The organism is Pseudarthrobacter sp. CC12 (genome assembly GCF_039907755.1).
Lineage (GTDB): Bacteria > Actinomycetota > Actinomycetes > Actinomycetales > Micrococcaceae > Arthrobacter > Arthrobacter niigatensis.
Window position 1 is genome coordinate 1 of record NZ_JARDJH010000051.1, and the last position, 22,149, is coordinate 22,149.

At 67.6% G+C, this 22,149-nt stretch carries 22 protein-coding genes; 6 read left to right on the top strand and 16 right to left on the bottom strand.

What is annotated here, in order from left to right:
- Positions 1-64: 64 nt before the first annotated feature.
- Positions 65-625, top strand: coding sequence for a GNAT family protein (locus tag PV772_RS21400; protein WP_347887490.1), 561 nt, complete (start codon positions 65-67; stop codon positions 623-625).
- Between the two features lie 3 nt (positions 626-628).
- Here PV772_RS21400 and PV772_RS21405 read toward each other — a convergent pair whose 3' ends face one another.
- The gene (locus PV772_RS21405; RefSeq protein WP_347887491.1) at positions 629-1,825 is read right to left on the bottom strand and encodes an FAD/NAD(P)-binding oxidoreductase; all 1,197 of its coding nucleotides are present in this window, start codon (positions 1,823-1,825) and stop codon (positions 629-631) included.
- Between the two features lie 4 nt (positions 1,826-1,829).
- Positions 1,830-2,036: a DUF2945 domain-containing protein gene (locus PV772_RS21410; RefSeq protein ID WP_347887492.1), complete on the bottom strand. Its 207-nt coding sequence runs from the start codon at positions 2,034-2,036 to the stop codon at positions 1,830-1,832.
- Between the two features lie 191 nt (positions 2,037-2,227).
- On the opposite strand from PV772_RS21410, the gene PV772_RS21415 reads away from it, so the two are divergent.
- The gene (locus PV772_RS21415) at positions 2,228-2,509 is read left to right on the top strand and encodes an SRPBCC family protein (protein ID WP_347887509.1); all 282 of its coding nucleotides are present in this window, start codon (positions 2,228-2,230) and stop codon (positions 2,507-2,509) included.
- Positions 2,510-2,574: 65 nt separating this feature from the next.
- Here the strand turns inward: PV772_RS21415 and PV772_RS21420 are convergent, their stop codons facing one another.
- Positions 2,575-4,797 (bottom strand): S9 family peptidase, encoded by a 2,223-nt coding sequence (locus PV772_RS21420; RefSeq protein WP_347887493.1) that lies wholly within the window; start codon positions 4,795-4,797, stop codon positions 2,575-2,577.
- A 295-nt stretch (positions 4,798-5,092) separates the two neighbouring features.
- On the opposite strand from PV772_RS21420, the gene PV772_RS21425 reads away from it, so the two are divergent.
- Positions 5,093-5,290: a hypothetical protein gene (locus PV772_RS21425; RefSeq protein WP_141159479.1), complete on the top strand. Its 198-nt coding sequence runs from the start codon at positions 5,093-5,095 to the stop codon at positions 5,288-5,290.
- A 209-nt stretch (positions 5,291-5,499) separates the two neighbouring features.
- Positions 5,500-5,922, top strand: a complete 423-nt coding sequence (locus tag PV772_RS21430) for an Hsp20 family protein (RefSeq protein ID WP_347887494.1) — start codon at positions 5,500-5,502, stop codon at positions 5,920-5,922.
- 195 nt (positions 5,923-6,117) lie between these two features.
- Here the strand turns inward: PV772_RS21430 and PV772_RS21435 are convergent, their stop codons facing one another.
- The 10 genes from PV772_RS21435 to PV772_RS21480 form a co-directional block, all read right to left on the bottom strand.
- Positions 6,118-7,071 carry an ADP/ATP-dependent (S)-NAD(P)H-hydrate dehydratase gene (locus tag PV772_RS21435; RefSeq protein WP_347887495.1) on the bottom strand — a complete coding sequence of 318 codons (954 nt, stop codon included), beginning with the start codon at positions 7,069-7,071 and terminating at the stop codon, positions 6,118-6,120.
- Positions 7,040-7,846 carry a histidine phosphatase family protein gene (locus tag PV772_RS21440; RefSeq protein WP_347887496.1) on the bottom strand — a complete coding sequence of 269 codons (807 nt, stop codon included), beginning with the start codon at positions 7,844-7,846 and terminating at the stop codon, positions 7,040-7,042. Before PV772_RS21440 ends, PV772_RS21435 begins: the two co-directional genes overlap by 32 nt.
- Before the next feature lie 84 nt (positions 7,847-7,930).
- Positions 7,931-9,622, bottom strand: coding sequence for an alkaline phosphatase D family protein (locus tag PV772_RS21445; protein WP_141159483.1), 1,692 nt, complete (start codon positions 9,620-9,622; stop codon positions 7,931-7,933).
- Between the two features lie 190 nt (positions 9,623-9,812).
- Positions 9,813-10,907 (bottom strand): LCP family protein, encoded by a 1,095-nt coding sequence (locus PV772_RS21450; RefSeq protein ID WP_347887497.1) that lies wholly within the window; start codon positions 10,905-10,907, stop codon positions 9,813-9,815.
- A gap of 33 nt (positions 10,908-10,940) precedes the next feature.
- Positions 10,941-12,083 carry an LCP family protein gene (locus PV772_RS21455; protein ID WP_347887498.1) on the bottom strand — a complete coding sequence of 381 codons (1,143 nt, stop codon included), beginning with the start codon at positions 12,081-12,083 and terminating at the stop codon, positions 10,941-10,943.
- Positions 12,084-12,203: 120 nt separating this feature from the next.
- Positions 12,204-12,890 (bottom strand): low molecular weight phosphatase family protein, encoded by a 687-nt coding sequence (locus tag PV772_RS21460; protein WP_347887499.1) that lies wholly within the window; start codon positions 12,888-12,890, stop codon positions 12,204-12,206.
- 135 nt (positions 12,891-13,025) lie between these two features.
- The gene (locus PV772_RS21465) at positions 13,026-13,658 is read right to left on the bottom strand and encodes a DUF305 domain-containing protein (protein ID WP_347887500.1); all 633 of its coding nucleotides are present in this window, start codon (positions 13,656-13,658) and stop codon (positions 13,026-13,028) included.
- Positions 13,659-13,712: 54 nt separating this feature from the next.
- The gene (locus PV772_RS21470; protein WP_347887501.1) at positions 13,713-14,192 is read right to left on the bottom strand and encodes a hypothetical protein; all 480 of its coding nucleotides are present in this window, start codon (positions 14,190-14,192) and stop codon (positions 13,713-13,715) included.
- A 32-nt stretch (positions 14,193-14,224) separates the two neighbouring features.
- Positions 14,225-16,369, bottom strand: a complete 2,145-nt coding sequence (locus PV772_RS21475; protein WP_347887502.1) for a heavy metal translocating P-type ATPase — start codon at positions 16,367-16,369, stop codon at positions 14,225-14,227.
- Between the two features lie 80 nt (positions 16,370-16,449).
- The gene (locus PV772_RS21480) at positions 16,450-16,620 is read right to left on the bottom strand and encodes a hypothetical protein (RefSeq protein ID WP_168225730.1); all 171 of its coding nucleotides are present in this window, start codon (positions 16,618-16,620) and stop codon (positions 16,450-16,452) included.
- A 266-nt stretch (positions 16,621-16,886) separates the two neighbouring features.
- Here PV772_RS21480 and PV772_RS21485 point away from each other — a divergent pair, with 266 nt between their 5' ends.
- On the top strand, positions 16,887-17,567 hold the full coding sequence (locus tag PV772_RS21485) for a PAS and ANTAR domain-containing protein (RefSeq protein WP_307359490.1): 681 nt from the start codon (positions 16,887-16,889) through the stop codon (positions 17,565-17,567).
- 84 nt (positions 17,568-17,651) lie between these two features.
- Positions 17,652-19,004: a Na+/H+ antiporter NhaA gene (nhaA, locus tag PV772_RS21490; protein WP_347887503.1), complete on the top strand. Its 1,353-nt coding sequence runs from the start codon at positions 17,652-17,654 to the stop codon at positions 19,002-19,004.
- A 46-nt stretch (positions 19,005-19,050) separates the two neighbouring features.
- On the opposite strand, the gene PV772_RS21495 is transcribed toward nhaA, so the two are convergent.
- The 3 genes from PV772_RS21495 to PV772_RS21505 form a co-directional block, all read right to left on the bottom strand.
- On the bottom strand, positions 19,051-19,296 hold the full coding sequence (locus PV772_RS21495; RefSeq protein ID WP_141182350.1) for a hypothetical protein: 246 nt from the start codon (positions 19,294-19,296) through the stop codon (positions 19,051-19,053).
- A gap of 106 nt (positions 19,297-19,402) precedes the next feature.
- Entirely contained in the window at positions 19,403-20,560 is a 1,158-nt protein-coding gene (locus PV772_RS21500) for an ABC transporter ATP-binding protein (RefSeq protein WP_347887504.1), read from the bottom strand.
- A complete protein-coding gene (locus tag PV772_RS21505) occupies positions 20,557-22,146 on the bottom strand; it encodes an iron ABC transporter permease (RefSeq protein ID WP_210418872.1) in 1,590 nt (529 codons plus the stop codon). The genes PV772_RS21500 and PV772_RS21505 overlap by 4 nt, the downstream gene beginning before the upstream one ends.
- Between the last annotated feature and the right edge of the window lie 3 nt (positions 22,147-22,149).

Consider the following 22,149-nt stretch of genomic DNA (forward strand, 5'->3'; position numbering starts at 1 on the left):
CCTCCAGCCACGCGGGGTGGGGGCCGTCGTCGTTCTTTGCGGAGCGGTGGCGTAACCTCGATCCATGCCTGAGATCCGCCTGCCCATCACCACCGAACGGCTGGTCCTGCGCCGGTTCAACGGCGGTGACCTGGACGCCTTCCACGCCTACCACTCGCTGCCGGATACCGCGCGCTTCCTGCCCGGGCCGGCCAAGACCTATACGCAGTCCATGGAGCGGGTGGGCAGGTACGCCAACTTTGTCTTCGAGAAGGAGGGCGACTGGGTGGCCCTGGCTATCGAAGCCGCCGAAAGACCGGGCCTGCTGGGTGAAGTGGTCCTGAAATGGCTCCCCGGCGAGGGCCAGGCCGAAGTTGGATGGACCCTGGCGCCGGCGGCCCGCGGCAAGGGCTACGGCACGGAGGCCGCCGACGCCGTGCTCAGCCTTGGCTTCGGGGAACTTGGCCTGCACCGGATCGAGGCACGGCTGGATGAACTCAACCATGCCTCGGCCGCACTCTGCAGCCGGCTGGGCATGCGGCTTGAGGCACGGCATATCGACAAATGGCGGTACAAGGGACAGTGGGCTACCGAGCTGGTTTACGCCATCCTGGCCGCTGAATGGCGCATCGGCGCCGCCCGGTAGCCGCTACGCCCGGCCTTTGAGGATCAGGTTCCAGTAAATTTTGGGAAAGAGATCCCGGTCCACCACCCAGGACAGCCTGCTCTCGTTCCAGGTAGGTACCCGGGGGATGGTGGGTTTGGGCCGGTACGTGTCATCGAACTCGGCGAACACCACGGTGTCCCGTGACACGGTGAACGGACAGACCGAGTAGCCGTCATACTTGGCGCGCAGAGGCTTTCCTTTCCTGGCGGCCACCAGGTTTTTGGCCACCACCTTGGTCTGCTTGCGCAGCGCACCGCCGGACTTAGAGTTGGTGGTGCCCGCGGCGTCGCCCAGGGACCACACGTTGGGGTAGCGGAGATGCCGCAGCGTCTGCCGGTCCACTTCCACGAAGCCGCCCGCGTCACCGGGAGCCGGCAGGTCCGTGGCCTTGAGCCAGTTCGGGGCCGATTGCGGCGGGACGGCATTGATGAAGTCGTACGCCAGGTCCTCCGTGGTGTGGGCGGCGTGGTCCCGGATGGTAGCCCTGCGCCCGGCAGGGCTGACCGCCACCAGTTCGCTGTTGGTCCGCAGTTCGATCCCGTACTCAGCGATCTTGCGGTCCAGTTCCCGGTCCACCTCCGGCACCCCAAACACGGTGGGGTAGGGCTGCACCATCACCACCCGGATCTTGTCCAGGACCCCCTGTTCCCGCCAGTAGTCGCAGGCCAGGTACATGGGTTTCTGGGCGGCGCCGCCGCACTTGATGGGGCCTGCCGGCATGGTGAACACAGCGGTCCCGGAGGTCATGGCGCTCAGCAGCGTCCAGGCCTTGGGAGCCAGTTCAAACTCATAGTGGGAGGCGCCGTTCGGCGAATGGACGGCCTCGGCGAGCCCTGGCACAGCGTCCCAGTCGTACTGCAGCCCCGGGCATACCACCAGCTGCCCGTAAGCCACCCGGGCCCCCGATTCCAGCGTGACGGTATTGCCCGCCGCATCCACGCCGGCGGCGGCATCCCGGATCCAGGTGACGCCGTTGGGGATGACGGATTGCTGTGGCCGGATGGCCTCTCCGGCCTGCGCCCGGCCGCCCGCGATGTGCGAGAAAAGCGGCTGGTAGAGGTGGTGGTCCCGGGGTTCGATCACTGCGACGTCCTTGACGCCGTAGCGCCGCAGCCGGGCGGCCAGGGAGATGCCGGCGTTGCCGCCGCCAATGACCACAACCTCGTGCTGGGCAGCCACGGGACTACTTCTTCTCGGTCAGTGCGGATGCCTTGTGCGCCGCCCGGGCGCCGGTCTTGTCCGATTCCACCACATACTGCGGCTCATCCTTGCTGGCTCGGTGGGTGTTGCCATCGAGCTCGAAGTCGCTGGTTTTCTTCTCGACGATCCTGCCGTGCGTCTTGCCCTGTGAAGTGTTCCACTCCACGTGCGTTCCCTTGCTCAATGACATGCCTGCTCCTCTGTATCCGTGCCGGAAAACAAGTGCCCCCCAATGGTAAGCATGGTGAGCTTATTGGCGCATTGACAGTGGCGCGGCAGCGGTCCAAGCTGGCGCTGTGCCTACCTGCCGGCCGAGCCGCGTCGGCCGCAGGCGCTGTTCCAGGAGAATCCGATGCCAGTAGTAGAAGAATCCGTTGAGTGATGGGCCGGCGCTTCGACTGGACTGTCGAGGTGGTGGAGTTCGACCCGCCAAGGCGGATGGTGTCCCGCTCCGTTGAAGGGAAGCTGAACTTCACGGTGACGTTCACCCTTGAACCGGCCGGTGGCGGCACCCGGGTCACCCAGCGGATCGATGCCGATTCCGGCCTGGGCGGCATCTTTGGCAAGATCGCCGATCCCCTGGTAGAGCGCGCCCAGGGACGCACCGTCCGCGCCAACCTTGAAACACTCGCTGAGTGGCTGGTGGAGCACCCGCAGCCCTGAAGCGCTGCCTGCTGCGGCGCGGCAAAGGAAGCGTACGACGGCGGGACCCGCCCGCCGTCGTACCTTCAGTCCTGTTTCAGGCCGGCGCCGGGGAGGAGCTCGGTGGCGCCCAGGGCGTCGGCGATGAATGCGTAGTCCCAGGCCCGTTCCCGCCACTGCACGTACCGGCCGGAGGCGCCCCCGTGGCCACCGTCCATCTCGATCTTCATGACGATGGGCGCGGTCCCCGTCGTCTTGTTCCGCAGTTCCTGCACCCACTTGGCCGGTTCAACATAGAGGACCCGGGTGTCGTTGAAGGACGTCACGGCGGCGATCTTGGGGTAGGCCACCGCCCGCACATTCTCGTACGGCGAATAGGACTTCATGTAGGCGTAGGCCTGGGGATCGGTGATCGGGTTGCCCCACTCTTCCCACTCCAGCGCGGAGAGCGGCAGGTCCGGGTCCAGGATGCTGGTGAGCGGGTCCACGAACGGCACCTGCGCCACAATGGCGGCGTACTTCTCGGGTGCCATGTTGGCAATGGCGCCCATCAGCAGCCCGCCCGCGGAGCCTCCAAGCGCTGCGATCCGGGCCGGGTCCACCCATCCCGAGCCTGCCAGCCAGTCAGTGGCGTCCACGAAGTCGGTGAAGGTGTTCTTCTTGGTGAGCTTCTTGCCGTCCTCGTACCAGTGCCGGCCCAGCTCGCCGCCGCCGCGGATGTGGGCGATCACGAACACGATGCCGCGGTCCAGCAGCGACAACCGTGCGATGCCGAAGCCCGGGTCCATGCTCATTTCATAGGAGCCGTACCCGTAGACCAGGCCGGCCGCCGTCGAATCCCGCTTCACGCCCTTGTGCCGCAGGACGGACAGCGGGATGCGCGTGCCATCTCCGGCCGTGGCCCATTCCCTGGTGGCCACGTAGTCGCTGCCGTCGTAGCCGCCCAGGACCGGGCTTTCCTTGCGCAGCAGCAGCTCGCCGGCCGGCTGCTCCGGGGTGGGCAGGACGAAATCGTAGATGCGCGACGGCGTGAAGTAGGACGTGTAGCCCAGCCGGATGACGGGGGATTCGTAGTCCGAGCCGCCCACGCCGGCGGTGTAAAGCTCCTCATCGAAAGCCGGTTCCACGGGCTCCTGCTGGGCGGGCGTGCCCAGGCCGGCCAGCCCCATCACCTGCACCCGCTCGATGGTGTCCTTGCGGATGGACACCACCAAGTGCGTGGCGGTGACGCCGGCGCCGTTGACGCGCACGTCGTCGGAATGCCCGACGACGGTCTGCCAGGCCTGTTCGGCCAGCGGCTTTTCCAGCTCGGCCGGGTCCGCCAGGGAGACCATGGAGTTGATGGCACCGCGGTTGTGCGTGAGCAGGATGCGTTCCTGCCCGTCGAGCAGGAAGGGTTCGGCCTCATACAGGACGCGCTCGTTGCGGGAAATGACCGTGGTGATGGCGCCGGCGGGATCGTCGAAGCGCAGCAGCCTGGTTTCGCTGTACTCCGAGCATCCGATCCCCAGTACCAGGTGGCGCCGGTCCGCGGAGAGTTCGAAGCCCAGCCACATGGCCGCGTCGTCCTCCTGGTACACCACCAGGTCCTCCGACACAGGGGTGCCAAGGACGTGCGCCTTCACCTGGTAGGGGCGCCAGGACTCGTCCACCACGGTGTAGAAGAGACGGGTGCCGTCCGGGGAGAATGCCACCCCGTAGAAGATGTTTTCAATGACATCCGGCAGCAGTTCGCCTGTGCGCAGGTCCTTGATCCGCAGCGTGAAGCGTTCGTCGCCGGCATTGTCCACCGCATAGGCGTACAGGTTGCCATCCACGGTGACCGCTGTACCGCCCACGGAGAAGAACGGCTTGCCTTCGGCCTCCACATTGCCGTCCAGCAGGATCTCCTCGCCCGGGATCTCCACCCCGGCCTCTACAGCCGGAGGCGTCCAGTCGGCCACCTTGTCTCCGGAGTCCTGTGCCTTAACCCGGCAGTGGATGCCGTACTCCTTGCCCTCCGCCGAGCGGCTGAAGTACCACCAGCCGTCCTTGCGGTGCGGGACGGACAGGTCGGTTTCCTGGGTGCGGCCTTTGATCTCCTGGAAAATGGCCTCCCGGAGCGGTTCCTGGTGCGCCGTGACGGCTTCCTGGTAGGCGTTTTCGGCCCGCAGGTGCTCCACCACCTCCGCCGATTCCTTGTCCCGCAGCCACTCGTAGTTGTCCACGAAGGTCTCCCCGTGGTGGGTGCGCTCGGTGGGGATCTTTTTGGCGGCCGGGGGAGCCGGGACCGCAGTGCCGGCGGAATCCTGCAGGGAAGTGGAGGTCATGGATTCAATATATCCACCACCCCCGCGGGCCACGGGGCCGTTCGCTGTCGGGGGAGACGCCCTTGGCTGGAAGAGGGCGAAGACCCTGGGTCTCATCCTCCCGGTCCGGGACTGACGGATCCGCACGTTGGCAACCCCCCGCCGTCGTGATGCTCCATCACTTATGGCTCCTAAAACCGGCGTTTAGGGACCAAAACTGATGGAGCAACCGGGGAGAAGAGGGTGGTTGCAGGCGGAGCGCAAGCGTAGGCTGGGCAGTCCAAGGCACATCCGCCCAGCGTGAGAAGGGAAGTTCATGACCATCCCGCCAGTGCACGAACCTGAGCCGTTCCCGCCGGAACCGGGCCCGGAGCCCACCTCCCCGGACCCCACCCAGCCGCACCCTCCCGGCCCGCCATCCCCGAATCCGTTCCCCGCACCGGCGCCTCCGGGACCGCTTCCCGTCCCGGATCCCGGCCCGGCGCCGCTCCGCCCGGACCCCACCCGGGACTGACCGCCAACCTCAAAGGGCCCTTCCGCTGCCTGCCCGTGCACGGCTGGGAGGGCCCTTTTCCATGCCCGCGGTGGCCGGAAAATTCTCCGGAATCCGCTGCTGGAAACCCTTGCGGACCTGGTTCTCCAGTGCTAAAAAATCTATATCAGCCACCATAGATCGGCTGATACGGGAATGATGTTGGACCATCTCTTACGAGGAGGGAAGCCATGTTGATGCGAACCGATCCGTTCCGCGAGCTGGACAGGCTGGCCCAGCAGGTCCTCGGCACGGCTGCACGCCCGGCGGCGATGCCGATGGATGCATGGCGAGAGGACCAGGTATTCGTCGTGGCCTTTGATTTGCCCGGTGTCTCGGTGGACTCGGTGGACCTGGATGTTGAACGGAATGTCCTGACGGTGCGGGCCGAACGCCCGGACCCAGTGGGCAAGGACACCGAATTGGTCGCCTCTGAACGGCCGCGCGGCGTCTTCAGCCGCCAACTGATCCTCGGCGACACGCTGGACACTGACCACATCAAGGCCAGCTATGACGCCGGCGTCCTGACGCTGCGGATCCCGGTTGCCGAAAAGGCCAAGCCGCGCAAGATCGAGATCGAAACGAAGGGGGCAAAGCAGGAAATCGCCGCTTAGTTTCACCACAGGACCGGGAGGCGGGCACATCTGTTGACTGCCTTTTTGGGGCGAATCGCCATTCTGTGCACGCCACAGCGCCAGACAGCGCATCGGCAGCGTAAGCCTTACCCTCCCGCCACGGTGGCCCCCGGTTTCGGCCGGGGGCCATCCATGTCCCAGGACTCCCGCTGCGGGCGGGCAGTGGCTAGGCGTTCAGACGCTGAGTTCCAGCATCAGCGCGGGCAGTTCATCCGCCAGCTCGCGGGCCAGGAATCCCAGGGGACCCATCCTGCTGGCCAGCCGGTCCGCCGCGGCTGCGTGCAGGTGCGTACCCCAGCAGGCTGCCTGTGCGCAGGTCGTGCCCCGCGCCTGGAGCCCGGCAATCGCCCCCGCCAGCACGTCGCCGCTGCCGGATGTTCCCAAACCGCCGTACCCGGTGGTGATCTTCCACAGGCCGGGGCCGTCCGCATCGGGCCCCGTTGGCTTGCTGACCAGCCCCTGGCAACTGACCACGGCACCAAACCGTTCAGAGATGCCGGCGACGTCCCGTTCGAGGTCCGCCACATCCCGTCCCAGCAGGATAGCCGCTTCCGTGGGATTCGGCGTGAGAATCAACCGGCCGCGCCAAGGGTCCAGCTGGTCCTCCAGGTGCACCAAGGCGGCCAGTGCGTAGGCATCGAGGACGACGGCGGGGCCTCCTTGGCTGCCGTCGGAAGCGCCGGACGTGCCGTCCCCGCCACGGCCTGCCTCGCGGCTCAGCAGGGCCTGCAGCAGTTCGCCGGCAAGGTCAGGGTCGTCCAGGCCGGGCCCGACCAGCACGGTGTCTGCCCGGTCAAGGTAGGAGGAGATGCCCTCGAGTTCGGCCTTGACCGAGCCGCCGGACGTTTCCGGCATGGCAATGGCCCCGCATTCCGGTACCGCCACCCCAAGCTGCACGGCCACCGACCCCGCCACTGCCAGCGTAAGTTTCCCCGCTCCCGCACGCAGCGCTGAAACGCCCGCCAGCAGTGCCGCGCCAGGGGTGGAGCGGGCGCCGCCCACCACCAGCACCGAGCCCCGGGAATACTTGTCAGCTCCCGGTGCCGGCAACCGCCAGTCCCGCAGGAGCGAGGGCGTAACGGGGACGGGAGAGGAGTCACTGCGGCCGGACACTGGTGTCTCCTGCATGCTCGGTAACCGCGATGCCCTGCTCGGCCAGGTGGTCAGCGACATTGAAGCTCTCCAGTGTCCACGGGCCGGCGCCGGACGGGCGGACGAACCGGGTCACGGACGCATTGAGGATGGCCTCCCTGGCGGCCAGGTCCAGCAGCTCCTTTTCACTGAGCCCCTCCAGCACGTACCGGAACAGCATGATCACGGCGTCGTGGCACACCAGCATCACCCGGTGTCCGGTGCCCAGGTTGTTCAACTCTGCCAGGACGGACCGGAGCCGCAGCGCAACGTCGGCCCAGGATTCCCCTCCGGGCGGCCGGTAGTACAGCTTGCCGAGCCAGTCCCGGCGCTCGGATTCCTCCGGGTAGCGGTTCTCCACGCCCAGCCGGGTGAGCCGGTCCAGGATGCCCAGCTCACGGTCCCGCAACCGCTCGTCCGTGCGCACCTGCACCGGCCAGCCTGCGGTTTCCACCGCGATCTCCGCCGTCTGCCGGGCCCGAGCGTAGGGGGAGGACACCACAGCGTCCGGCCGAAAATCCGCCGCGGTCCGGCCCAGGGCGGTACCCAGGGCTTTGGCCTGGTCCCGTCCCGTCCCGGACAGGTTCACGTCCGCATCGCGGGCGGGAACCTCGATGACTTCCACCCCGGCTTCCCGCGCCTCGGTGGCCGCAACGTTGCCTTCGCTCTCCCCATGCCGGATCAACAGCAGCTCCACAGCCCCGGCCTCCTGGACCGCCTGGGTCAGGCCGTCGTCGTCCGCCGCAGCACCCGCCGCCCGCTCATCCTTCACAACACCACCCCGTCCGCTCGCCGTGCCAAATGCAGGAACATTACCCACGGCGTACCCACGGGGCGGCGGAAAATAACGGACGGCCTACCGCTCGGGGGTCAGGACTTTCGAGAATACGGTGGCGCCGTTGGCGTTGCGGAGGCTGACGGTGAAGCTGTTGTCCTCGCCCAGCTGGACGTGCCCGAAGAACTGGTTTTCGCCGTCGCGCGGGGACTCACCGGCGAAGCGTCCCGTCTTGGAGAACACCACTTCGGGACCAAAGGTGCCGTCCATCGCGTTCGGACCGAAGGATCCCGCAGCGATGGGCCCGGCCACGAACTCCCAGAACGGATCGAAGTCGGTGAAGGCCGCCCGCTCGGGGGAGTAGTGGTGGGCGGCGCAGTAGTGGACGTCGGCGGTGAGCCAGACGGTGTTCTTGACGCCGTTGCGTTTGAACGCGCTGAGCACCCCGGCGATTTCCAGCTCACGGCCCAAGGGGGCGCCGGCGTCGCGATTGGACACGCTCTCCTCATTCACCGGGCCGTCCGGCACCACCACCCCCAGCGGCAGGTCGTTGGCGATCACCTTCCAGGTGGCCTTGGACTTGCTGACCTCGCTGACCAGCCAGTCCACCTGCTCCTGGCCCAAAATGGCGGTGGCGTAGGGTTCCTTGCCGTCCGTGTTGGGGGACTTGTAAGTGCGCATGTCCAGGCAGAAGATCTCCAGCTGCGGGCCACGGGAAATCTTCCGGTAGATTCGCGCCGGCTGGTAAGTGCCGGCGTCGTCGAATGTTCCCGGGCGCCAAATGGCCGAACTGTCCGCGATTGGCATGTTCTCCTGCCAGGCCTGCCGGCCGCGGGCGGCGAGGGTGTTGACGTCCCGCACGGTGTAGCGGGAGTCGTCCAGGATCTGGCCGGGGTACCAGTTGTTGTGCGTCTCGTGGTCGTCCCACTGGGCGATCACCGGGACGTCCGCGAACAGGGCCCGCATGTTGGCGTCCATGGAGTTGTAGCGGTGCCGGCCGCGGAATTCGGTGAGGGTCTCGGCCACCTTGGACACCTCGTCGGTGACCAGGTTCTTCCATACCTGCCCGTCCTTTTCGGTGACGGTCTCCGCAATGGGGCCATCGGCGTAGATGGTGTCGCCTGAGTGGATAAAGAAGTCCGGCCGGGTCTGGTGCATGGCCCGGTAGCCGCGCATCCCGCCGATCTCCTCGTTGATGCCCCACCCCTGGCCGGCCGTGTCGCCCGTCCACACAAAGCTTTGCGCGGACGACGCCGGGACGTCGCCTCCGTTGCCCGTCCCACCGGTGCGGCCCTTGCCGTTGACCGTCCCCGTGTCCGGGGCCGTGCGGAACCCGCCGCGGACAGTCTCGCCCGCCGCGCCGCCGTCGTCCTCGAAACTGATCTCCAGCGAGAACCGGGTGTTGGAGGGCAGGTTCCCCGCGTGGATTTTGGCAGTAAAGTCGGACGCCTGGGTGGCGCGGGGTCCGCGGAGGACCCGCTCGAAAGCGCCCCGCCCGCTAAGCACCTGGCCGGCGTCGTCCACGGCGCGCAGCACGGCCGTCATGCGCCCGGCGCCCGAGGCACGCGACCAGAGGACGGCTGAATCCGAGGTGACGTCGCCGGTGGCGATGCCGCTGGGCAGGGTGAGCCTGTTGCGGACCAGTGCTACGCCGCCGGGAGACTGGGTGGCGGCCGTTGCGTTCGCGGCGGGGATGGAGGCCAGTGCGGCGGCGAGGACGGAACTCTTGACGATGGTGCGGCGGGAAACCCCGGCCTGGGAAGTCTCAGTCATGTCCTCAGGGTTTCCCGGGCGGGCACACGGATTCTGGCGATGGGGTGAACCCGGGGTGTACGACGCGCAAATTCACCCGCGACGCGCAGGTTCCCTGGAGACCCCGGGATGTGGGCCGCGGAAAGGAATATCAGCCGCGGCAACGTGTATGCGCGTCGCTGCGTGGCCATGCCGCAGGGCGCCGCCCGGACTATGGCTTCGCGAAGTCGCCGATCCGGCCCTCCCGCAAGGCCGCACCCACCGCCGCAATGCCGGCGTAATCGGGAAACAGCACGGACTGCCCGGCCACAAAGCCGGAGCCCAACGTGGGAAGGGTCATGGTTCCGATGGCGTTCACGTCCAGGTTGCGCAGGCTGTACGCCAGGATCGTAGCCTGGACGGGGTCAAAGGCCCTGTCCACCGTGAGGCAGCAGGAGGCGAAATCGACCAGCGACCGCACCGCTGTCACGTCGTTCAGGGCACCGCCCCCCGTGAGCCGGGCCAGGATTGCCCGGAGCATGATCTGCTGGTCTCGGACCCGCTGGAAGTCCCCGTCAGAGAAGGCGTAGCGCTCGCGGGAGAATTCCAGGGCGGCCTGGCCATCGAGGTGGTTCACGCCCGCGCTGAAGACGTGCTGGGTTTCGATGCTGGACTGGAAGGCCATGGGCACGTTGACGTCGATGCCCCCCAGTCCGTCCACCAGGAGCTTGAAACCGCCAAAGTCAAGCATCAGGGTGTGGTCGATGGTGATGCCCAGCAGTTGCTGCACGGCGGCGGTCTGCATGTCGATGCCCCCATACTGCAGCCCGGCGTTGATCTTGGCGCTGCCGAATCCGGGGATGTCCACCCAGTTGTCCCGGTTGATCGAGATGAGGTAGAGGTTCCGCCGGTCGGCAGGGACGTGGACCACCATGAGGGTGTCGGCCCGCTGGTCCTGGGGTTCGCCGGTGGCGGCGGTGTGGGCCGCGGCGTCGCGGGCGGGGGTGTCACGGATGTCGCTGCCGATGACGAGGATGTTCATTGGGACCGCAGGCAGGTCCGGAATGGGCGCAGGTGGCGGCGGCGGGGCAGGGGCCGGCGGAGGAGTTTCAGAGGGCGTGGGCGTCGGCGTCGGGCTGGGCGGCTGGGTCTGGGTGGCTGCCGGCTGCGCTTCCTGGCCGGCCCGGTTCAGGCTGAAGACCGCGACGCCGGCGGCCACCACAAGCACCAGCGCCACCAGCGCGGCGATCCAGCGGCGCCGTCCCAGGGCAAGCATCCAGGCAGGCCGGGGGGTACTGGCTGGATCAGATGGGCCGGCAGTGCTCATGATGGTCCTCCACCTCGTAGTGTTCAGGTGGGATCAGTGTCCGCCTCTTGCGCCATTGCTCGCTACGTACGTGTCCAAACTGTCACCTGCCAAGGCCTGGCCAATGGCGTTGATGGCTGTGTAATCGGCCAGGACGATGGACTGCCCGTCGCTGGATGTCCCCGTGCCCAGGGTGGGCAGCGTGAACATCTGCATATCGCTGGCCCGCACGTTTCGAAGTTCGAAAGCCAGCCCTGCCAGTGCTGCAGCGTTGAGTCCCCGGTCCACACTGATGAAAGGAGCCATGGAGCTGACCACGTTCTGGACCTTGACAGGATTGAGAAGCGTCTCGGGGCTTAGGTTCTTTGCGAGGAGCGCCCGGACAAAGGCTTGTTGGTTGCGCACCCGCTGGTAGTCGCCGTCGGAAAATGCATAGCGCTCGCGGACGAACTCAAGTGCATGCTTACCGTCCAGCAGATTCGGGCCCGCGGCGTACTTGAAGTTGTCGTGGGCCGAAACAAAGGGCTGGGTGACGTTCACTTCAACCCCGCCGAGGGCGTTGGTAAGCCCCACGAAACCTTTAAAGTCGATCATGGCTACGTGGTCGATCCTCTGGTGGAATAGCCCTTCCACTGTTTGCACCATAAGGGGCACGCCGCCGTAGGCAAGTGCTGCATTGATTTTGGCCTGTCCCTTGCCAGGGATGTCCACCCACAAGTCCCGCATGATCGAAATCGAGAAGATCTTGGCCCGGTCGGCCGGGATGTGGACCAGCATGAGGGTATCTGCCCGTTGATCGGAGTTGTTGCCGGAAACAGCCTGGTCCACCGTGGCGCCCCGGCTGTCGCTGCCCAGCACCAATATGTTCAAAGCGCCGGCGGTTGGCCCCGCGACGGGAACCGCTGCAAAGCCCGCTCCCGGAACGCTTCCTGCCGCTGCTCCCGCCGGTTCTCCGGCCGGCGCCTGCGAATTCGACTGCGGGCGGCTGGATTCCGGCGGGAAAGGATTGTCGATGACCTTAGCTTGGGAGTCATAAGCCTGACCCAGGCTGAAGAGGTAGGCGCCTGCCGCAGCGGGGACCAGAATCGCCACTGCGAGCAGCACCAGCAGCACAGTGCGCAGGGGGCTGCGACGCCTGGATTTCGGCGCGGGGGTGACGCCGGGGCTTACGCTCAACAGCTTGGCCTGGGTGCTCATTTCGGAAAATTAGCACCGGTAAATTTCCTTTACATCGGGGGAATCCACAGAAAACCCGCAGCGTTTTCCGCCGCGCATATTAGGCCTGCCGCTCCCCGGAACTGCGGCAACGCACTTCAGCTACCGGGCAGCGCCCCCATGGACCGGAGAGTTGAGCCGTGCGTGGCGCAGGATGGAGACGATCGCAGGGGCCAGCTGGTCCTCCATCTCCCGGTAAACCTCCGGAGCGCGGCGGTAGGGGTCCACGATGTCGTTGTCCGCGGAATCGGCCGGCAGCGAGAGGTGCCGTACTCCGGCGGCCCGCGCCGGCAGCCCCCGCCACAAGGCGGCGTTGGCTGCGAGGCCGCCTTCGACGTCGGAACCGGTGTCCTGCGAAGGTACGACGGCGGCGGGCTGGCTGTCCGCGCCAGCCGTCCGCTGGCGGTCCTCCCGTTGATCGAGGACATCGAGCATTCGCGCGAACTCGCGGATGGTGAACGTCCGCTTGAGCAGGGAAGCGTCAAGCTGGAGGACCTCTCCGCGGTGGCCGGAAGTCATGGTGAGCACCAGGTCTACGCCGCGCAGGATCTTCGGCGTCAGCTGCCGCGCCGCAAACCCTTCCGGGTCCCCGCCGAAGGTCCGTACGATCTCTGCGGAGAGAGGCTGCATCGGCTCGCCCACCAGGGCCCGGGTGCCGGCGCTGGACACCTGGAAGCCGCCCGGCACCGCCTGGTCCAATCCTGCCTGCAGCAGCCGTTCGGCCACCGGCGACCGGCAGATGTTCCCGGTGCAGACGGTCAGGATCCGTACTGGTGTGGAAGTGTCCAAGGAGATGTTCTCTTTTCCCAGCTGGTGCCGGACCCGCTCAGGCCCGTGCCTTTCAACTTAACACGCGGCTGCCCGGCGGCGGCCTCCCGAACCGGGGTGCCGCCGCCGCGCCGCGCGCATTCGCGGGTCCGCCTGCTACAGCGCGGCCAGCAGCTGCTTCATCTGGGTGATTTCCGCCTGCTGGGCAGCCACGATGTCATGGCCCAGCTTGACCGCGTCCGGGAATTTGCCGGCGCTGATTTCCTGCTGGGACATGTCGATGGCGCCCTCGTGATGGCCGATCATCTGCTGGAGGAACAGCCGGGCAGCCTCGGTACCCGAAGCGGACTTGAGCTTGTTGATCCCGTCGTCGTCCACCATGCCTGCCATGCCGTGCCCGGAATGGTCACTCATCATGGTTGGCAAATTCCAGCCGGTGAGCCACCCGGTCATCTGCTTGATCTCCGGTGCCTGGGCCGCCTTGATCTTGGTGGCAAGCGCGATGACGTCGGCCGGCATGCCTGCCTTGGCCAGGATGATGTCGCTCATTTCCACGGCCTGGGAGTGGTGAGGAATCATCATCTGGGCAAACATGATGTCCGCCTGGTTGTGGTCGGCGCCGGCGTTGGGCGTGCTGCCGGCGCCCGGCATGGTGCTGGACATGGCGCCGGAGCTGCCGTGGTCCATGGGCATGCTGCTACCCGCACCGGCGTTGGCGGCACACCCGGCGAGGCCGAGGGAGGCAGCCAGGGCGGCAGCCATTGAAAGGGTCTTGAAAGTGGGGTTCATGGTTGTCCTTCAGGGAGTACTGGAACTGGGACGCGGCGTGTGGCGCAGTCCGGTTTACGTCCGGCTGATGGACAGCTCGCAGGGTGTGGGGCCCGGCGGCAGGTAGCCGTAGCCGGGCCCGGGACCGCCCTCGGCCGGCTGCAGCGGGAGGACGGCCAGGGTTGCCTGCGGCGGGGAAATGGTCAGGGGACCGCTGGGAGCGGAGGGGACGCAGGGCGCCCCCGATTCCTTCACCCCCGGGCAGGAGCCGCCGCAGGCGGCCGAGGCCAGGTCAGGTGTGTCCACGGCAGCTGCGGCCGGCGCGTTGGCAGGCTGCGGAGCAGCGCTGTGCGAAGCAGCTGCGTTGGGCACTTTGCCATGCGAAGGAGTGCTGGGCGAAGCAGTGCTGTGCGAAGCACCGCCCTGGGACATGGCCCCGGGCGAAGCGTGCCCGGAGGTCAGCACATGCATGCCCAGCAGTCCCGCGATGACGGCCAGAGCAGCGGCGAACAGCCATGCCCTGCGAAGGAGGGCCGGCACGGCGCGGGTGGTCATGGCGGTCCCTCCTTCCGTTCGGTGTGCAGTGATCAACGTACCTCTGACGGGTTCAGTTTCAGGCGCCGGAGGAGCTGGGCGTTCAGTGCCACCACCACGGTGGACGCGGACATCAGCACGGCACCCGCCGCGGGGGAGAGGACCACCCCGGCGAAGGCCAGGACGCCGGCGGCCAGCGGCACGGACAGGATGTTGTAGCCGGTGGCCCACACCAGGTTCTGCCACATTTTCCGGTAGCTGGCGCGGGACAGGTCCACCATGGACAGGACTGCCCGGGGATCGTTCCCGGCCAGCACCACGCCAGCGGACTCCACGGCGACGTCGGTTCCCGCGCCGATGGCGATGCCCACCTCGGCCCGTGCCAGGGCAGGGGAGTCGTTGACGCCGTCGCCTACCATGGCCACCTTCATCCCGCGGCCCTGCAGCTCGGCGACTTTCTTGTCCTTGTCTGCCGGCAGGACCTCGGCGAAGACCTCGTCGATGCCCAGGTCGGCCGCCACCGCCTTCGCCACCTGGTGGGCGTCGCCGGTAACCATGGCCACCTTGACGCCGCGCCGCTGCAGGGCCTGCACGGCCTGCCGCGACTCCGGTCGCACGGCATCCTCCATGCTGACGGCACCCAGGACCCTGCCGTCGTCGACCACGTGCAGCACGGCGGCGCCCCGGTCCATCCACGTGCGCGTACTGGCCGCCAAAGAGTCAGGCTCGACGACGCCGAGTTCGCGCAGCAGCGCCGGCCCGCCCACGTGCACCGTACGTCCGTCCACGCCGGCCCTTACGCCGCGGCCCGTCAGTGCGGTGAAGCCGGTGGCAGCCGGGAGCGTCAGATTCCGTTCCCTGGCGGCCCGCACGATGGCGCGCGCCACCGGATGTTCGCTGTCTGACTCCACCGATGCGGCCAGTGCCAGCACTGCGTCGGGATCCGCGCCGTCCGCAACGGCAACGTCATTCAGTTCCGGTTCGCCGGTGGTCAGGGTGCCGGTTTTGTCGAACAGGACAACGTCGATGGTGCGCATGCGCTCCAGTGCCATCCGGTTCTTGATCAGTACACCGGCGCGGGCGGCCTGTTCGGTGGAGATGGCAATCACCAGCGGGATGGCCAGCCCCAAGGCGTGCGGGCAGGCGATGACCAATACGGTGACGGTTCGCGTGACAGCGTCCGGGACGCTGCCGAGCAATGTCCACGCGATAAAGGTCAGGAGGCCGGCGCCGGCGGCGAAGTAGAAGAGGAACGCCGCGGCGCGGTCCGCCAGGGCCTGCGCGCGGGATGATGAGGCCTGCGCTTCCTCCACCAGCCGCTGGATCCCGGCCAGCGCGGTCTGGTCCCCAACGGCCGTGACCCGGACCCGGACGCTGCTGTCGGTGGCCACGGTTCCGGCTACCACCGCGTCCCCGGCACCGCGGGCCACGGTCCTGGACTCCCCGGTGATCATGGACTCGTCGAACTCGGCCTGCCCGTCCACCACGCTGCCGTCAGCCGGCATGCGGGCGCCGGGCCGGACCAGGACCAAGTCCCCGGGGCTTAGCTCAGACACCGGGACAGTCTCGGTGCCGGCGTCCGTAATGCGTTCGGCCTCGTCCGGCAGCAGGGCCGCCAAGGCATCCAGCGCGCCCTGCGCGGACCCGAGGGCGCGCATCTCGATCCAGTGGCCCAGCAGCATGATGGCCACCAGTAACGCCAGCTCCCACCAGAAGTCGAGGTCGAACCCGCCGATCCCCAGGCTGGTGACCCAGGACGCGGCGAAGGCTACGGAAATGGCCATGCCAATCAGCAGCATCATCCCCGGCGAACGGTCTTTGAGCTCCTGCAGGCCGCCCTTGAGGAACGGCTGGCCACCATAGAGGAAGATGACCGTCCCCAGCACCGGCGGGATCCAGGCGGCGCCCGGGAATTCCGGCGGCATGTAGCCCAGGAGATGGCCCATCATGGGGCTGAAATAGACCACGGGGACGGCGAGGGCCAGGGTCAGCCAGAACCTGTTCTTGAACATGGCGGTGCTGTGCCCGGCGTGCTGGCCGTGGGTGTGGACGGTGTGGTCGTCGTCGCCGTGGGCAGCTTGGCCATTATGGTGTGCGTGCCCTGCGCCGTGTGCCGGTGCCTGGGTAAGCGTCCCGCTGGGTGGCTGGTGGTGCTCCGGGGAACTGCCTTGATGGTGCATGTGGTGATTGTCCTGCATTCTTCCTCCTGGGAGGCAGTCGCCGCCCGGACCTGGTCCGGGGCTGCGAAATCTTGGGCGTGCCTGTGATGCTGCGCGGCTCAGAAGTCGCGCTGCGGTGCCGCATCGGCGTCGGACCGTACGACGGCGGCGGGAGAGGCGTGCGCGGAAGGTTCAGGGAGGGCGGCGCCCGGCCGGGCGGCCTGGGCAGGGCCGCAGCAGCTGCAGGCGGCGGAAGCGAGGGGGAGTTGGGGGCGGTTCCCGGTGTTCATGTCAGTTCCAATCCGTTGAGGGAATCAAGGGGTGCTGGGGTTGAACGGCTGTGAAGGCCGGTGGGCACCAGCCGGGACATACCACTTCACTGACAACACCGACACCATACCCCCTGGGGGTATGGTGGTCAAGTGTGCTAGGGCATTTTCCGGAGGACGTCCATAGGGCCTCCCGCACTACCTTCCCTCCGCCGGGGCGGCCATACTGGAAAGAGCGAGGACAGAACCGGCCCGCTGGGGGCCGGCGTACGCCGGGAGGTGGACCTGTGACGGAGCTCAGCGGCCTGTACACATACTCGAGTGCCCTCGGGGACAGCGAAAGCGATGCTGGAACCTTCAGGGTGGACATCGAGCCGGCAGGTCCAACCTTCCACTGGTCCGACGGTACCTACCGGCTGCACGGATACCGCCGCGGCGAAGTTGTCCCCACCATGGAGCTGGTCTTCGCCCACAAGCATCCCGATGACCGCGACCGGTGCGAGGAGATCGTGGCGCAGGTCTGCAACACCGGCGGCTTCTTCTGCCTGTACCACCGGCTGGTCGATGCCCAGGGCAGGACCCGGCGGGTGCTGACAGCAGGCGAGGCTATCCTCGGCCCGGACGGTGCAGTCACGGCACTCGAGGGCGTGATGGTGGATCTGAGCCGGACGCTGCAGCGTGAAACCGAACAAACCGCCCGCGAGGCCGTGGCCGGCGCTACGGCAACCCGCACCGTAATTGACCAGGCGCGGGGGATCCTCATGGGCCAGCTCAAGATTGGCTCTGATGACGCCTTCCAACTGCTGGTGACCACCAGCAGCCACCGGAACGTCAAACTCGTGGCGGTGGCTGCGGAGCTGGTGCAGCTGGCCAATTCACCGGAAGCACGGACCTATCTGGACCGGGCCGTGCGGGCCATCGACCTGCATGGCCGTCCGGACTCCGCCGGGGGCCGCCGCGCGGGCTGAAGCCTGTTGCCCGTAGGATTGGAGCAGGTGCGCCGGGAAGTCTGGTCGGCATGGATTTGTCGAACCCGGATTTAAGGACGCCCCATGAACTCCACGCCGCCCACCCCGCGCCGGAACACCTTTCCCGGTTCCACCGTCTTTTCCCGCGGCAGTTACTCCGAGGCGCTGCGGATCGGCGAGATCCTCCGCAAGGAGACCGTGGGCGGGGCCCTCCTGGTCGCAGCCGCCGTCATCGCGCTGATCTGGGCCAACTCGCCGGCGTCGGAGAGCTACTTTGCCCTCCGCGACTTCAAGGTGGGCTACGAACCGTGGCACCTTGACCTCAGCCTGGGGGCCTGGGCGGCGGACGGCCTGCTGGCCATCTTCTTCTTCCTGGTGGGCCTGGAACTCAAGCGGGAATTCGTGGCCGGTGACCTGCGCCAGCTCAACAAGTCGATCGTGCCCGTGGCGGCCGCCGTGGGAGGGGTGGCCGTCCCGGCGGTGATTTACGCCGTCGTCAATTTTTCCAGCCCTGGCACGCTCCGCGGCTGGGCCATCCCCACAGCCACGGACATTGCGTTCGCCGTTGCCGTGCTGGCGATCATCGGCTCACATCTGCCCAGCGCCCTGCGGATCTTCCTGCTCACTCTGGCCGTGGTGGACGACCTGATCGCCATCACCATCATCGCGTTCTTCTACTCCAGCGACATCCAGGTGGCCCCGCTGCTGCTGGCGCTCATCCCGCTGGCCATCTATGCCTTCCTCGCGCACGCATACCGTCGTTTCTTCGGCCGCCATGCGGCCGCCGCCTGGCTGATCCTGCTGCCACTGGGTGCCGCCACCTGGGCCCTGGTGCACGCGTCCGGCATCCACGCCACCGTGGCCGGCGTGCTCCTGGGCTTCGCGATCCCCGTGATCCGCTCGCAGGCGTCCGGCGGGCCCGAGGCCGGCCCAGGGCTCGCGGAAATCTTCGAGCACCGGTTCCGGCCCATTTCCGCCGGCGTTGCCGTCCCCATTTTTGCGTTCTTTTCCGCGGGCGTGGCCGTTGGCGGCTGGGCTGGCCTGGGGTCAGCCCTGGCAGACCCCGTGGCCCTGGGCATCATCCTGGGACTGGTCCTGGGCAAGCCGATCGGCATCCTGGCCACCACGTGGATCCTGACCAAGGCCACCCGGGCAAGCCTGGACAGCTCGTTCAAGTGGATCGATGTGTTCGGTGTGGCCCTGCTGGCGGGGATCGGTTTCACCGTCTCGCTGCTGGTGGCAGAGCTGAGCTTTGGGCACGGCAGCCTGCACGATGACCACGCCAAGGTGGGAATCCTGGCTGCGTCACTGATCGCCGCGCTGCTGGCCACCGCCGTGCTGCGCACCCGCAACCGCCAGTACCGGCTGGCCGAAGAGCTCGAAAAAGTGGACTCTGACAACGACGGCGTCCCGGACGTCTACCAGCAGCGCACTTAGCCCGGGGGTCCAGGGGCCGTCCGGCCGGAACGGCCGGACCCCGTGCTCAGGCCGTCGCGAGCGGCTTCGCCTGGGTGGGTGGAACGGCCGGTGCCGGTTCAACGTGGCGGATCTCCAGGGCCTCGGGGTCCAGCAGCTTGCGCGCGCCGGTCCGGGCGTCCAGGATCCAGAAGAGTTCGAGGGCAGGGACGACGTCGGTCACCCGGCCTTTGTGGAAGAGCCTGCCCCGGTGCCACGCCTCGATCTGGTCGCCGATGCGGAGCTGGGCGGTGCGTATTCCTTGTGCCTCCATTGGGCTGCCTCCTGCTGTTGAATCCCCGTAAGCTCAGCTTGCCGTGGACAGGTTGCCGGAGTGTTTCGGCCCGGTGTTTTTTCTGTGTCTTGTGTGGCTGGAGGGGCTAGTCCTCCATCGGGAATGCCACGGCCTCGCCCACAACCCGCAGGCAGAGCTCCATTCCGGGGCGGGCAATCGAGGCGTTCCAGTGCCGGATGGTGATCACTTCGCCGCCGCCCGGGTAGCGGTGGTCGGCGTGCTCGGCCACTTCCTTGGGCACATTGAGCTTCAGCCGCACGGTGGTTTCGGGGCCAAAGTAGTCGGTGTCCACCACCACGCCGCGGATGGGACCGTCCTCGGCAATGCGGATCTGTTCCGGCCGCAGCATCAGCTGAACGTGGCCCTGAGCCGGAGGCCTGCGCACCGGGATCCCGCCCAGTGAGCAGGTGGCCAGGGTCCCTTCCAACCAGGCGTCCAGGATGACGGCGTCGCCCAGGAACTCGGCGGTGGCCCGGTCCGCGGGCCGGGTGTACACCACGAAGGGATTGCCGATCTGTGCCAGCTTGCCGCCGCGCATCACGGCCACCTGATCCGCGAAGGACAATGCCTCGGCCTGGTCATGGGTGACCAGGATGGTGGTGACGCCGGCCTCGGCCAGGACCGTGGCCACGGCGCGGCGCGTGGCCACGCGCAGGCCGGCGTCCAAGGCTGAGAACGGCTCGTCCAGGAGCATCAGCTCAGGTTCGCGCGCAAGGGCCCGGGCCAGGGCAACGCGCTGCTGCTGTCCACCGGAAAGCTGGTGTGGCCGGCGCTTGGCCATGGAGGGGTCCAGGGACACCATTTCCAGCAGCTCCGCCACGCGGGCGTTCACGGCGCGGCGTCCGCCCTCGAGCCTGGCAGGATTCAGGCCGAAGGCTATGTTCTGTCCAACGTTCAGGTGCGGGAAGAGGGCGCCATCCTGCGCCACATACCCGATCTGCCGCTTATGCGCCGGAAGCCACGCGCCGTCGCCGGCCACGGTGGTGCCGTTGAGCGAGATGGTGCCGGTGTCCGGGTGCTCGAACCCGGCGATCAGGCGCAGGAGGGTGGTCTTGCCCGAACCGGATGGACCCACGATCGCGGTGGTCCCGCCCTTGGCCACAGACAGGTTGACGCCCCTGAGGACCGCCTGGGATCCGAAGTTCTTGGTGACGTCCGTGATCTGCAGGTGGCTGTTGGTGGTGGCTGCCACCGAAGGTGCCACCCGCGGCTCGGGCAGCCTGCGGGTTGATGGTGCTGTCACTGTCCGGCTACTTTCTTGGACTGTTGGAAGAGGAGATAGGTCATGGGCGCGGAAAGCAGGATCATCAGCAGGGCATAGGGCGCCGCGCCGGCGTAATCGATCTCGCTGCTCTTGCTCCAGAACTCGGTGGCCAGTGTCTTGGTGCCGTTCGGGGAGAGGAGCAAGGTGGCCGTGAGTTCGTTGGCAATGGCCAGGAACACCAGGGCCGCGCCGCCGGCCGCGGCCGGGGCCGTGAGCCGCAGGGTGACGCGGATGAACGCAAGCAGCGGGGGCTTGCCCAGCGCCTGGGCTGCCTCATCGAGTTCCTTGGGGGCCTGCGCCAGTCCGGCCCGAAGGTTCACCAGGGCACGTGGGAGGAACAGGAGCACGTAGGCTGCCACCAGCACGCCGGCCGTTTGGTAGATCCCGGGCACAAGGCGGATGCTGACGGTGACGAAGGCCAGGGCCACCACGATGCCGGGCATGGAGCTGGTGACGTAGTTGGACAGTTCCAGTGACTTGCTGAACCAGCCGGGCTTCCGGACCGCCAGGTATGCCATGGGGAACGCGACCACGATGGTGGCCGCGGCACCGGCGAGCCCGTACCCGAAGGTGGCAAAAAGCGCGGGAAGGAATTCGGTGGCGGTCCACACCTCGGCGCCGCCGGCCACAATCCACTTGAGCACGTAATACAGGGGGAGGCCGAACGCCAGCGCCGTCAGCGCCAGCAGGAAGACCTGGCCCGGGACCTGGTAGGCGTGCAACGGGAGACGCAGCGCCCTGGCCTGCACTCCCGAGCCGATCCTGGCGTACCGGGCGGTGCCACGGCTGCGGACCTCCGCCAGCAGCAGGAGCAGGCAGAAGAACACCAGGACGCTTGCCAGCATGTTCCCGGCGGCCCCGTTGAACGTGGACCGGTACTGGGTCATGATCGCGGTGGTGAAGGTGTCAAAGCGGATCATGGCGAATGCGCCGTATTCGGCGAGCAGGTGCAGTCCCACCAGCAGCGCGCCGCCCGTCAGGGCGATCCGCAGCTGGGGGAGCACCACCCGGAAGAAGGCCCGCCAGGCGCCCAGCCCCAGCGCGGCCGCGGACTGTTCAATGGCCGGGTCCAACCGGCTGAGGGTGGCGGCCGCCGGGATGTACACCAGCGGGAAGTAGGACAGGGTGGAGATCAGGATCCCCGAGCCCAGGCCGCCCAGCGACGGGATGGCCGATACCCACGCGTAGCTGTTCACGAACGCCGGGACGGCCAGCGGCGCGGCCAGCAGGACCGCCCAGATCCGGCGGCCGCGGAGGTTGGTCCGTTCCACCAGCCACGCCCCCGCCACGCCAAGCAGCAGGCACAGCGGGATGGTGGCGGCCATGAGGAGCAGCGTGTTCATGAGCAGTTCGCCCACGCGGGGCCGCAGGATGAGGCCGACGGCGGTATCCCACCCGGTTGCCACCGTCATGTAGACCACGTACCCCAGCGGGACGAGGGAGAAGAGGGCGATCAGCACCGCCAGGACAGATACCGCGGAAACGCCCAAAGGCGGGCGGGGGCTGCTGCCCCTGCCCGCCGTCGTCGCGCCCGCCCTTGGCGGAGCCGATAGATCGGAGGTCACGGA

Bases quoted from the DNA above. Each gene is read 5' to 3' on its own strand.
- PV772_RS21445 (WP_141159483.1), bottom strand. From the start codon at position 9,622: ATGACTGAGACTTCCCAGGCCGGGGTTTCCCGCCGCACCATCGTCAAG.
- PV772_RS21465 (WP_347887500.1), bottom strand. From the start codon at position 13,658: ATGAACCCCACTTTCAAGACCCTTTCAATGGCTGCCGCCCTGGCTGCC.
- PV772_RS21420 (WP_347887493.1), bottom strand. From the start codon at position 4,797: ATGACCTCCACTTCCCTGCAGGATTCCGCCGGCACTGCGGTCCCGGCT.
- PV772_RS21435 (WP_347887495.1), bottom strand. From the start codon at position 7,071: ATGCAGGAGACACCAGTGTCCGGCCGCAGTGACTCCTCTCCCGTCCCC.
- PV772_RS21425 (WP_141159479.1), top strand. From the start codon at position 5,093: ATGACCATCCCGCCAGTGCACGAACCTGAGCCGTTCCCGCCGGAACCG.
- PV772_RS21480 (WP_168225730.1), bottom strand. From the start codon at position 16,620: ATGAACACCGGGAACCGCCCCCAACTCCCCCTCGCTTCCGCCGCCTGC.
- PV772_RS21450 (WP_347887497.1), bottom strand. From the start codon at position 10,907: ATGAGCACTGCCGGCCCATCTGATCCAGCCAGTACCCCCCGGCCTGCC.
- PV772_RS21410 (WP_347887492.1), bottom strand. From the start codon at position 2,036: ATGTCATTGAGCAAGGGAACGCACGTGGAGTGGAACACTTCACAGGGC.
- PV772_RS21495 (WP_141182350.1), bottom strand. From the start codon at position 19,296: ATGGAGGCACAAGGAATACGCACCGCCCAGCTCCGCATCGGCGACCAG.
- PV772_RS21475 (WP_347887502.1), bottom strand. From the start codon at position 16,369: ATGCAGGACAATCACCACATGCACCATCAAGGCAGTTCCCCGGAGCAC.
- nhaA (WP_347887503.1), top strand. From the start codon at position 17,652: ATGAACTCCACGCCGCCCACCCCGCGCCGGAACACCTTTCCCGGTTCC.
- PV772_RS21470 (WP_347887501.1), bottom strand. From the start codon at position 14,192: ATGACCACCCGCGCCGTGCCGGCCCTCCTTCGCAGGGCATGGCTGTTC.
- PV772_RS21400 (WP_347887490.1), top strand. From the start codon at position 65: ATGCCTGAGATCCGCCTGCCCATCACCACCGAACGGCTGGTCCTGCGC.
- PV772_RS21455 (WP_347887498.1), bottom strand. From the start codon at position 12,083: ATGAGCACCCAGGCCAAGCTGTTGAGCGTAAGCCCCGGCGTCACCCCC.
- PV772_RS21430 (WP_347887494.1), top strand. From the start codon at position 5,500: ATGTTGATGCGAACCGATCCGTTCCGCGAGCTGGACAGGCTGGCCCAG.
- PV772_RS21415 (WP_347887509.1), top strand. From the start codon at position 2,228: ATGGGCCGGCGCTTCGACTGGACTGTCGAGGTGGTGGAGTTCGACCCG.